This is a genomic window from Actinoplanes sp. NPDC024001 (genome assembly GCF_040638955.1).
Classification (GTDB): domain Bacteria; phylum Actinomycetota; class Actinomycetes; order Mycobacteriales; family Micromonosporaceae; genus Actinoplanes.
Map to the genome: position 1 here is coordinate 19,327 of NZ_JBEZZB010000133.1, position 10,376 is coordinate 29,702.

Here is a 10,376-nt window from a genome sequence, read left to right on the forward strand (position 1 = left end):
AGAAAATCTTCGATGTCCTTCGATAGGTTGGCGGGGGAACTCCGACCTACGGAAGGAAGTTCGACCGTGCGAAGACTGCTCGTGGCCCTGACCGCCACGACGTTGACCCTCGCCGGAACGGGCGTGGCCGCCGAGGCCACGCCCGTTTCCGTTGCCGCGCCGCAGCACCACCGTGCCGCGCCGGCCCCGGGAGGCCCCGGGGTGGGCGACGAGTACTACCCGGATTACGGCAACAGCGGGTACGACGTCTCTCACTACGACATCCGCCTGCGTTACACGCCGGCCACCGACCGGCTCACCGGCACCACGACGATCCTGGCCACCGCCACACAGGATCTCAGCCGGTTCAACCTCGATTTCCTGCTCGACGTCTCCTCGGTGCGGGTGAACAACCGGCCGGCCACCTTCACGCGCGTGGGTGAGCACGAGCTGGTCGTGACACCGGCCCGCCCGATCGCCGACGACGGCGCGATGACAGTGGTGGTGCAGTACTCCGGGACGCCCTCGACCGAGGTCGGCGCCGGCTTCACCGCCTGGATCCGTACGCCGGACGGCGCTCTCGCCATCGGCGAACCGGAGATCGCCTGGTGGTGGTACCCGAGCAACGACCACCCGATCGACAAGGCGACCTTCGACGTGTCGGTCTCGGTGCCGACCGGCGTCGAGGCGATCAGCAACGGCGTCATGCCCCGCCCGCCGGTCCGCGAGACGCTCGGCTACACCCGGTGGAGCTGGCGTTCCGTGAAACCGCAGGCGACGTACCTGACCTTCCTCGCGGTCGGGCAGTACGACGTCACCACCGACACCACCGAGGGTGGCCTGCCGGTCTACAACGCCTACTCCCAGCTGCTCACGCAGGACTTCCGGGACGCCGCGGAGGCCAGCATCGAGCGGACCGCCGAGATCACCGAGTGGGAGGAGACGATCTTCGGGCCGTACCCGTTCGAGGCGATCGGCGGGCTCGTCGCGCCGCCGGACACGCTCACCTTCGCCCTGGAGAACCAGACGCGGCCGACGTACTCGGCCGGCTTCTTCCGCCGTGGCTCCAACACCTCGGTGGTCGTGCACGAGATGGCGCACCAGTGGTTCGGCGACTCGGTCGCGGTGGCCGAGTGGAAGCACATCTGGCTCAACGAGGGCTTCGCCACCTACGCCGAGTGGCTGTGGTCGGAGAAGAACGAGGAGGGCACCGCCCAGGAGATCTTCGACTACCTCTACGCCACCTATCCGGACGACGCCGACATCTGGACCACCGCGCCGGCCGATCCGGGTGTGCCGCAGCTGTTCGGTGACGCCGTCTACGACCGCGGCGCGATGACGCTGCACCAGCTGCGGCTGGCCGTCGGCGACGCGGACTTCTTCGCGATCGTGCGCGGCTGGGCCGCCGAGAAGCAGCACGGCAACGCGACCACGGAGGAGTTCACCGCCTTCGCCGAGAAGATCTCCGGCGAGGACCTCGACGCGCTCTTCCAGGCCTGGCTCTACACGCCGTCGAAGCCGGCCCTGCCGGGTGCCGCGGCGCTGGCCCGCTCGGCCCCGGTCGCCCCGAAGTCGCTGGCGAAGATCAGCGAGACCCACGAACTGCTCCACCAGCACTGATCACCGGTGGGCCGGGCGGATTTCCGCCCGGCCCGTCCGGGTGACCCGGTGTGGCAGGATGCCGCGCATGATCGAAAGTACGAGCCGGCTGCGGGTGGGCCTGTCCGTCTTCCGCTGGGCGCTGGTGCTCCTGGTGGTCATGGCCTGGTTCCTCTGGACCGCCGCCGCGGTGGAGACGCCCTGGATCGACGGGCTCGCCGACGACGGGACCGGCGCGGTGATCATGACGGCGCTGATCGCCGTCCCGCTCCTGCTGGCGCTGCTCGCCGCGCAACTGCACCGCTTCCGCGATGCGCGGCGCGCGGTCCTGCTCGGCTGGCTGGCCGTCCTGCCGCTCTTCGCCGCGCTGCTCGTCGCCGGCTACCAGATCTCCAGCACCGCGTGACAGAAAGCGTGCCGATGATTGCTCAGAGTGATCATTTGGTCGACGGCGGCGAGACTGATGGCATATTGTGCCGAGATGTTCCGCCGCTGGCACCTGGTCGCGCTGGCGCTCCTGGCCGTGTTCGCCCTCGCCTGCGAGGGAGCCGGCGGCGCCACACCGGACCCGCCCGACGACACCCCCACCAGCCGGCCGCCGGCCACGCTGCCGTCGTCGATGGCCGCCCTGGGCGACTCGATCACCGCGGGCTTCGGCAGTTGCCTGGCGTTCGTCGCGTGCAGCCGTAACTCCTGGTCGACCGGGACCAGCTCCGCGGTGGACAGTCACTACCGGCGGATCCTCGAGGAGAACCCGAAGATCAAGGGCGAGGCGCGCAACTTCGCCGAGCCGGGCGCCGAGGCCGACGCGCTGGCCGGGCAGGCCACCCAGGCGGTCCACGTCAAGGCGCAATACGTGACCGTCCTGATCGGAGCGAACGACGCCTGCGCCGCCTCGGTGCGGAACATGACGTCGGTGGCCCAGTTCCGCAAGGAGGTCGACCGCGGCCTGGCCCGGCTCAAGAAGGGCCTGCCCAAGACCCGCGTGCTGGTGGTCAGCATCCCTGACCTCTACCGCCTGTGGGAGCTGGGCCACGGCGACGAGCAGGCCGTCCGGGTCTGGAGCCAGGGCGGCATCTGCCCGTCGATGCTCGCCAACCCGGCGTCCGACGCGCCCGCCGACGAGAAGCGGCGGGAACGGGTGCGCGACCGCATCGACGCCTACAACGAGCAGCTCGAGGCAGCCTGCAAGGCGTACGGCAAACGCTGCCGCTGGGACGGCGGCCGGGCCCACGAGGTCCGCTTCTCGCTGGACCTGGTGAACCGGATCGACTACTTCCACCCCAACGTCGAGGGCCAGAGCGAACTGGCCGCCGTGGTCTTCCCCCGCCGCTTCGGCTGGTAGCGGGTGATGCCGGCCGGCAAACCGGCATCACCCGCGGTCAGACGGTCAGAGCCTGGCGAACGGTGGACTCGGCTTCCGCTCCGCCGTCGCCGGCCGAGGTGACGCGGCCGGCCTCCAGCACGTGGTAGGACTGTGCGGCCCGCAGGGCGAAGCCCACATGCTGCTCCACCAGCAGGACCGACATGCCGCCGCGGGCGGCCAGCCCGAGGATGGTCTGTTCGATCTCGGCGACCACCGACGGCTGGATGCCCTCGGTCGGCTCGTCGAGCAGCAGCAGCCGCGGCCGGGTGATCAGCGCTCGGGCCAGAGCGAGCTGCTGGCGCTGGCCGCCGGAGAGTAGCCCGGCCCGGCGGCCCATCAGGTCCTTCAGCGCCGGGAAGAGATCCAGCGCCTCGGCCATCGCCGCCTTGCCGTCCCTGCGGCCGTCGGCGACCAGCTGCAGGTTCTCCTGCGTGGTGAGGTGCGGAAAGCTCTGCTGGCCCTGCGGGACGTAGGCCATGCCGCGCGCCACCCGGTCGTGCGGCGCCAGCCGGGTGATGTCCTCGCCGTCCAGCAGGATCAGGCCGCTGCGCGGTCTGATCAGGCCGATCGCGGCGCGCAGCAGGGTGCTCTTGCCGGCGCCGTTGTGCCCGAGCACCGCGGCGACGCCGTCGGTCGGCACGGTGAGGCTGACGCCGTGCAGGACGATGCTGCGGCCGTAACCGGCGTGGATGTCCTCGAACCGCAGCATCACGCCTCCTGTGCTCTCATGGCATGCCCTTCTGGCCCTCGCCGGCCGCGCCGACCGTTCGGCGCGGCCGGGTGCCGCTCGGTGCAGGCGGTCATGCCGCCGCGTGTCCTAGATAGACCTCCTGCACGCGAGGGTCGGCCTGCACCTCGGCGACGGTGCCCTCGGAGAGAATCTTGCCGGCGTGCATCACGGTGACCGACCGGGCGAACCGCCGCAGGAAGTCCATGTCGTGCTCGATCACCACCACGGTGTGGTTCCTGCTGAGCTGGCCGAGCAGTTCCCCGGTGGCGTCGCGTTCCTCGTGGCTCATCCCGGCCACCGGCTCGTCGAGCAGGAACAGCTGGGCGTTCTGCACGAGCAGCATGCCGATCTCCAGCCACTGCTTCTGCCCGTGCGCCAGCGTCCCGGCCGGCTTGTCGCGCACCTCGGTCAGCCGCACGGTCTCCAAGGCCGCCTCCACCTCGGGCGGCACGCCTTTGCGCGTACGCAAGAGGGTGAGCGGGCCACGTGCCCAGCCGGCGGCGATGTCGAGATTTTGCAGGACGGTGAGTTCCTCGAAGACCGTGGCGGTCTGGAAGGTCCGCCCGACGCCCCGCCGGGCGATCTTGTGGACCTTGCTCCCGAGCAGCTCCTGGCCCTCGAAGGTGACCGAACCGGTCGCCTTGGCCAGCCCGGTGACCGCGTCGATCAGCGTGGTCTTGCCGGCACCGTTCGGGCCGATGATGAACCGCACGTCGCCGGCCGGCACGTCCAGGTCGACGCCGCCGACCGCGACGAACCCGTCGAAGACGACCCGCAGGTCGCGAACCGACAATCCGCTCATGTCGCCACCTCCGCCGGGGTCTTCTCCACAGGCGCGGCAGGCTTTTCCACAGGGACAGCGCGGCGCCGGCGGATCAGGCCCGCCAGCGAGGCCAGCCCGCCGGGCAGGAACACGATCGGCAGGATGAAGAGCAGACCCTCGAAGTACGTCCACGCGGACGGCGCCCGCTCGGAGAGGGCGGTCTTCGCCCACGCCACCGCGATGGCGCCGAGCGCCGGGCCGACCAGGCTGGCCCGGCCGCCGACCGCGACCCCGATGACGAACTCGATCGACGGCACCACCCCGATCATCGCGGGCGAGATGATCCCGACGGCCGGCACGAACAGGGCGCCGGCCAGGCCGGCCATGCCGGCGGCCGCGACGTACGCGACGAGCTTGACGTTCGCCGGGTCGTAGCCGAGGAACCGCACCCGCTCCTCGCCGTCGCGGACCGCCACCAGCAGTTCGCCGTAGCGGCTGCGGTTGAGCTGCCAGGTCAGGGCGAGCACGCCGAGCAGGGCCCCGGCGATGATGAAGTAGATCATCCGGCGGTTGACCGGGTCGTTCAGGTCGTAGCCGAAGAAGCCCTGGATGTCGGTGAGCCCGTTGGTGCCGCCGGTGGTGCCCTGCTGGCCGATCAGCAGGATCGCGAAGGCCGCGCAGAGCGCCTGGGACAGGATCGCGAAGTACGCGCCACGCACCTTCCGCCGGAAGATCAGCAGGCCGAGCAGCAGCGCCACGAACATCGGCAGCAGGACCGTGGCGGCCAGCGCGAACAGCGGGTTCGCGAACGGTTTCCACCACCAGGGCAGGGCGTCCAGCTGGCCGTACAGCTGCATGAAGTCCGGCAGGTTGCCGGGACCCGCGTCGGCGAGCTTGAGGTGCATCGCCATCGCGTAGCCGCCGAGGCCGAAGAAGACGCCCTGACCGAGGGTGAGCATGCCGCCCCGGCCCCAGGCGAGGCCGATGCCGACCGCGATGATGGCGAAGCAGAGGTACTTGGCGAGCAGGTTGAGCCGGAAGTCGCCGAGCGCCACCGGCGCGACGGCGAAGAGCAGCACCGCCGCGACGCCGAAGCCCACCAACGGCTTTTTGAGGTACGTCATGCCAGGCTCCTGGTCCGGAGAGTGAACAGCCCCTGCGGGCGCCACTGGAGGAAGGCGACGATCGCGACGAAGACGATCACGCTGGCGACGCTGACGGTTGTCGTGTACTCCACCATGGACTGCAGGATGCCGAGGACGAACGCCACGATGACCGTTCCCTTCAGCTGTCCGATTCCGCCCACCACGACGACCAGGAACGCGTTGACGATGATGTTGGTGCCCATGGTCGGGCCGATCGGGCCGATCAGGGTCAGCGCGACCCCGGCGATGCCGGCCAGGCCGGAGCCGATGAAGAAGGTCAGCCGGTCGACCCGGCCGGTGGCCAGGCCGGAGACGGCGGCCAGGTCGCGGTTCTGCACCACGGCCCGGATCCGCCGGCCCAGCGAGGTGGTCCTCAGCACCACGGTCAGGACGGCGACCGCGGTCAGCGCGAGCACCAGGATGAACAGCCGGCTGCTGGAGATCACCAGATCACCGAAGACGGTGATGCTGCCGGTGAGGAACTCCGGTGCCCGGGTCTGCACGTTCGGCGCGCCGAAGATGTCCCGGGCGAGCTGCTGCAGGATCAGCGAGACACCCCAGGTGACCAGCAGGGTGTCCAGCGGGCGGGCGTAGAGCCGGCGGATCAGCAGCACCTCCAGCAGCACACCCATCAGGCCGGCGATCACGAACGCGACCGGCAGGGCGACCACCAGCGACGAGCCGGCACCGGTCAGCACCTGCTGCAGCACGTACACGGTGCAGGCCCCGACCATGATCAGCTCGCCGTGCGCCATGTTGATGACGCCCATCTGACCGAAGGTCAGCGACAGTCCGAGAGCGATGAGCAGCAGGACCGCACCGATGCTGATGCCGGTGAAGAGCTGGCTGAGGACGAGTGTCACGACAGGCCCGTCGCCCAGCTGTATCCCTTCAGGTACGGATCCGGCTGGATCGGCTTGCCGGAGTTCCACACCTCGGTGATCAGGCCGTCCGCACCGATCTTGCCGATCCGGGCGGTCTTGTGGATGTGCTGGGTCGGGCCGTCCACGGTGACCAGACCCTCGGGTGCCTCGTAGGTGATGCCGTTCGCGGCCGCCTTCACCTTCTCGACGTCGAAGGAGCCGGCCTTCTCGACCATCGCCTTCCACAGGTGGACCGAGACGTACGCGGCCTCCATCGGGTCACTGGTCGGTTTGTCCGCGCCGTACTTCTTCTTGTAGGCCTCGACGAACTTCTTGTTCGCCGCGCCCTCGGTGGTCTGGTAGTAGTTCCAGGCCGTGAGCTGACCCGCCAGGTACTGCGTGCCGATGCTCTTGACCTCCTCCTCGGCGATCGAGACGGAGACCACCGGCATGCCCTCGGCGGTCAGGCCGGCCGCCTTGTACTCCTTGAAGAAGGCCACGTTGCTGTCGCCGTTGAGGGTGTTGAACACCGCGGCCGCGCCGGAGGCCTTGACCTTGTTGACGATCGTGGAGAACTCGGTGGAGCCCAGCGGCGCGTAGTCCTCGCCGAGCACCTTCATGCCGTTCGCCTCGGCGTACGCCTTGATGATCTTGTTGGCGGTGCGCGGGAACACATAGTCCGAGCCGACCAGGTAGACGCTGGTCTTGCCCTGCGCCTTGAGGTAGTCCAGGCCCGGGACGATCTGCTGGTTCGTGGTCGCGCCGGTGTAGAAGATGTACGGCGACTGCTCCAGCCCCTCGTACTGCACCGGGTAGAACAGCAGCGACTTGTTCTTCTCGAAGACCGGCTTGACCGCCTTGCGGCTGGCCGAGGTCCAGCAGCCGAAGACCGCCGCCACCTTGTCCTCGCTGATCAGCTTCTGCGACTTCTCGGCGAACGTGGGCCAGTCCGACGCGCCGTCCTCGCTGACCGCCTCGATCTTCTTGCCGAGCACCCCGCCGGCCGCGTTGATCTCCTCGATCGCCAGTTGCAGCGAGTCCCGTACGGTCACCTCGCTGATCGCCATGGTGCCGGAGAGCGAGTTCAGCAGGCCGACCTTGACCGTGTCGCCGGAGGTGTCGATCGCCGCGCCGGCCGCGGGGGCCGCGCTGTCGGTGGTCTTGGCGCCGCAGGCGGTGAGTGCGGCGAACACCGCGACGGATGCGACAATGGCCGCGGTGCGGCGGCCGGAATACCTGAACATGGAACCTCCGTAACGGCTGTGACAGCCGATCTCGGATTGATGTCTATGGAAGTCCGGGCCGCCGGGGTTGCCGGTCGTCGTGCCGCGAGACAGCGCCCTCGACCAGCTACGGTGCCGATCCGCTGAGCAGCATCAGTTTCATGTTCTTCGATTTCCGCGTCGTTTCCCGCGCCTTAATACAGCGTTTCCTGTGTTTCCGGCAGAAAACAAAAAAGCCGACCCTGAATAGGTCGGCGAAAAGGAGGTACTTCCGTCTGGAAGCATCTTCGCGGGCCGGTGGGACGCCTGTCAAGGCAGCTGGGTCAGCACGTCGAACTCGACACCGCGGGCCTGCGCCAGATAGATCCGCTGGCGCACGTGCCGCTGCCGCAGGCGCAGCAGACCGCGCGGGCCCTCATAGGACACCGACTCGGCGTTCGCCCCGATCGCCCGCACGTCGGCGGCGCCGGCCCGCTCGACCAGCGCGGCGAGCAGCAGCACACCCTCGTAACAGGACTCGCCGAGACTGCCCAGTGGGGGCGCCTCGACGCCGAACCGGGCCGCGTACCGGCCGTGCAGGTCCAGGTTCTCCCGCGTCACCATCGAGGCGAAGAATCCGGCCGTGCTGAACAGGTCCGTCGTGGCCGTCGCGCCGCTGGCCAGCAGCATGTTCTCGTCCATCAGGGTGCTCAGCCGCAGGCGCCCGGCCGATCCGGAGCGGGCGAAGGCCCGGTTGAACCGAACCGCGTCGGTGCCGACGAGCAGCATCAGCACGGCGTCCGCGCCGGAGCGCTCGATCCGGCGCAGCACCGGCCCGAAGTCGGACGTGGACAGCGGCACGTAATCCTCACCGACGACGCTCATCCCGGCGCCGTGGGCGAACCGCCGGGCGGCCGAGGCGGTGCGCCGCGGCCAGACGTAGTCGTTGCCCACGACGTACCACCGGCGGGCGGCGCGTTCCGCACCCAGCAGGCGCATCGCCGGGAAGAGCTGCACGTCCGGGGTCTCGCTGGTGAGGAAGACGCCGTCGGTGCGCTCGCCGCCCTCGTACAGCGCGGTGTACACATAGGGCACGCGGCCGGCGACGCGCGGGGCGATCGCCTGCCGGACCGTCGAGATGTGCCATCCGGTCACCCCCTGCACCGCTCCGGAGTCGACCAGCGCGGCCACCTCCGCCGCCACCGCCGGCGGGGGAGCGCCGCCATCGACCGGCACCAGGCGCAACTCCCGGCCGAGGATGCCGCCGGCCCGGTTCACCTCCTCGGCGGCGAGCTGCGCGCACAGCTCGGCGCTCGGCCCGAGGATGCCGGCCGGCCCGCGCAGCGGCACGACGAGGGCCACGTCGAAGGTGGCGGACGGTGGCATCGCCTCATGGTCCTGGATCCATCCCGCGATCTCCAGAGAGCAAGGTCGGTAACATCGCGACGATGCGGGGATCAACCGACCTGATGTACCTGCTCACTCGCGCCGAGCGGCTGCTGGCCCGCCGCGTCGCGACCGTCCTCAAGGCCGAGCGGTGCTCGATGGACGCCTGGCGCGTCATTACCGTGCTCGCCGACGGCAAGGGCCACTTCATGACCGAGCTCTCCGAGCTGGCCTTCCTGCCGCCGGGCAGCCTGACCCGCCTGATCGACCACCTGGTCGAGGAGAACCTGGTCTACCGCCGGGGCGACGACGTCGACCGGCGGCGCATCCGGGTACACCTGGCGGCGCGCGGCCGGCGCCTGCACGAGCGGGTGACGGCGGAGATCCGGCAGCGCACCGCCGGCCTGCCGGCCGACGACGAACTCTTCGACCGGCTCGGCACCCTGATCACGGCTCTTGACGCGGAGGCGCAGCCGGCCGTGGATCCCCGGTGAAACGCCCGACGAAACGTCGCTGCCAGGGGGTCTCCACCGCGCGCGGATGGTAGTGCCGGCGCACGTAGGCGACCGCCTCGGCCGGCGGCACGCCGTCGAGCACGGCGAGGCACGCCAGCGCGGTGCCGGTGCGGCCACGGCCGCCACCGCAGGCGATCTCCACCCGCTCACCCTCGGCGCGGCGCCAGGCCTCGGTCAAAACCTCTTTCGCGTACGACGGGTCGGCCGGCACCCAGAAGTCCCGCCACCGCACCCACCGGCTGGTCCACCCGAACTCCTCCGGCGCGGAGCCGAGCAGGTAGACGCCGAACTGGGGCGGATGTCCCGCCGGCATCGGATCGCGCAGCCCCCGGCCGCGCACCAGCCGCCCGGACGGCAGGCGCAGAACCCCGGCGCTGCCTTCCTTCCACTCCATTTCGGTCATCCGTCGATGATCCCGCACGGCGTCCAGAGCTCACGGGATGATGGCGGCCGCCGCGGCGCGCAGCCAGACCGCCACGGCCTGGGCGCCCGGGTCGGGGCAGCCCAGCACCCGGAGCCCCAGGTGGCCGGCGCGGCCGAGCCGGGGCGGCAGGTCGGCGGTCGCGTCCGCGCCGGCGGTGGCCGCCTCGACCGCGGCGTTCAGGGCTTCCGGCCAGGGGTGGCCGGCGTCGAGCCGGTCGCTGAAGGTGGCCGCCGCCGGCGCCAGCGCGTCGATCATGGTGCGGTCGCCGGGTTCGGCGTCGCAGGCCTCGCGGACACCGTCGAGGCCGGTCGAGCGCGGAGATGATCGTGCTGGGCAGGAATGCCCCGAAGAAGGTCCAGCCGGCCACCGACCTCGCCGGCGTCTCCTTGGGCAGATATCGAGCG

The 10,376-nt window shown here is 70.3% G+C and carries 12 protein-coding genes; 4 read left to right on the top strand and 8 right to left on the bottom strand.

Annotated features, from left to right (window positions below; genetic code table 11):
* The first annotated feature begins 66 nt into the window (after nucleotides 1-66).
* The 3 genes from AB0F81_RS37390 (at nucleotide 67) to AB0F81_RS37400 (ending at nucleotide 2,923) form a co-directional block, all read left to right on the top strand.
* Nucleotides 67-1,599, top strand: coding sequence for a M1 family metallopeptidase (locus tag AB0F81_RS37390; protein WP_360205402.1), 1,533 nt, complete (start codon nucleotides 67-69; stop codon nucleotides 1,597-1,599).
* 67 nt (nucleotides 1,600-1,666) lie between these two features.
* On the top strand, nucleotides 1,667-1,984 hold the full coding sequence (locus AB0F81_RS37395; protein WP_360205404.1) for a hypothetical protein: 318 nt from the start codon (nucleotides 1,667-1,669) through the stop codon (nucleotides 1,982-1,984).
* Nucleotides 1,985-2,059: 75 nt separating this feature from the next.
* Nucleotides 2,060-2,923, top strand: a complete 864-nt coding sequence (locus AB0F81_RS37400; protein WP_360205407.1) for an SGNH/GDSL hydrolase family protein — start codon at nucleotides 2,060-2,062, stop codon at nucleotides 2,921-2,923.
* A gap of 37 nt (nucleotides 2,924-2,960) precedes the next feature.
* Here AB0F81_RS37400 and urtE read toward each other — a convergent pair whose 3' ends face one another.
* The 6 genes from urtE to AB0F81_RS37430 form a co-directional block, all read right to left on the bottom strand.
* A complete protein-coding gene (urtE, locus tag AB0F81_RS37405; RefSeq protein WP_360205410.1) occupies nucleotides 2,961-3,653 on the bottom strand; it encodes an urea ABC transporter ATP-binding subunit UrtE in 693 nt (230 codons plus the stop codon).
* A gap of 91 nt (nucleotides 3,654-3,744) precedes the next feature.
* The gene (urtD, locus tag AB0F81_RS37410; protein ID WP_360205412.1) at nucleotides 3,745-4,476 is read right to left on the bottom strand and encodes an urea ABC transporter ATP-binding protein UrtD; all 732 of its coding nucleotides are present in this window, start codon (nucleotides 4,474-4,476) and stop codon (nucleotides 3,745-3,747) included.
* Entirely contained in the window at nucleotides 4,473-5,561 is a 1,089-nt protein-coding gene (urtC, locus tag AB0F81_RS37415) for an urea ABC transporter permease subunit UrtC (protein WP_360205414.1), read from the bottom strand. Before urtC ends, urtD begins: the two co-directional genes overlap by 4 nt.
* Nucleotides 5,558-6,445 (bottom strand): urea ABC transporter permease subunit UrtB, encoded by an 888-nt coding sequence (gene urtB, locus AB0F81_RS37420; protein WP_360205417.1) that lies wholly within the window; start codon nucleotides 6,443-6,445, stop codon nucleotides 5,558-5,560. The genes urtC and urtB overlap by 4 nt, the downstream gene beginning before the upstream one ends.
* Nucleotides 6,442-7,689, bottom strand: a complete 1,248-nt coding sequence (gene urtA, locus AB0F81_RS37425; RefSeq protein WP_360205420.1) for an urea ABC transporter substrate-binding protein — start codon at nucleotides 7,687-7,689, stop codon at nucleotides 6,442-6,444. The genes urtB and urtA overlap by 4 nt, the downstream gene beginning before the upstream one ends.
* 288 nt (nucleotides 7,690-7,977) lie before the next feature.
* Nucleotides 7,978-9,033, bottom strand: a complete 1,056-nt coding sequence (locus AB0F81_RS37430; RefSeq protein WP_360205422.1) for a substrate-binding domain-containing protein — start codon at nucleotides 9,031-9,033, stop codon at nucleotides 7,978-7,980.
* A 62-nt stretch (nucleotides 9,034-9,095) separates the two neighbouring features.
* Here AB0F81_RS37430 and AB0F81_RS37435 point away from each other — a divergent pair, with 62 nt between their 5' ends.
* A complete protein-coding gene (locus AB0F81_RS37435) occupies nucleotides 9,096-9,527 on the top strand; it encodes a MarR family transcriptional regulator (RefSeq protein ID WP_360205425.1) in 432 nt (143 codons plus the stop codon).
* Here the strand turns inward: AB0F81_RS37435 and AB0F81_RS37440 are convergent.
* Complete coding sequence (locus AB0F81_RS37440) at nucleotides 9,481-9,951, bottom strand: protein phosphatase (RefSeq protein ID WP_360205427.1); 471 nt, start codon at nucleotides 9,949-9,951, stop codon at nucleotides 9,481-9,483. The two genes, AB0F81_RS37435 and AB0F81_RS37440, sit on opposite strands and share 47 nt — an antisense overlap.
* Nucleotides 9,952-9,981: 30 nt before the next feature.
* Nucleotides 9,982-10,368 (bottom strand): DAK2 domain-containing protein, encoded by a 387-nt coding sequence (locus AB0F81_RS37445; RefSeq protein WP_360205429.1) that lies wholly within the window; start codon nucleotides 10,366-10,368, stop codon nucleotides 9,982-9,984.
* Between the last annotated feature and the right edge of the window lie 8 nt (nucleotides 10,369-10,376).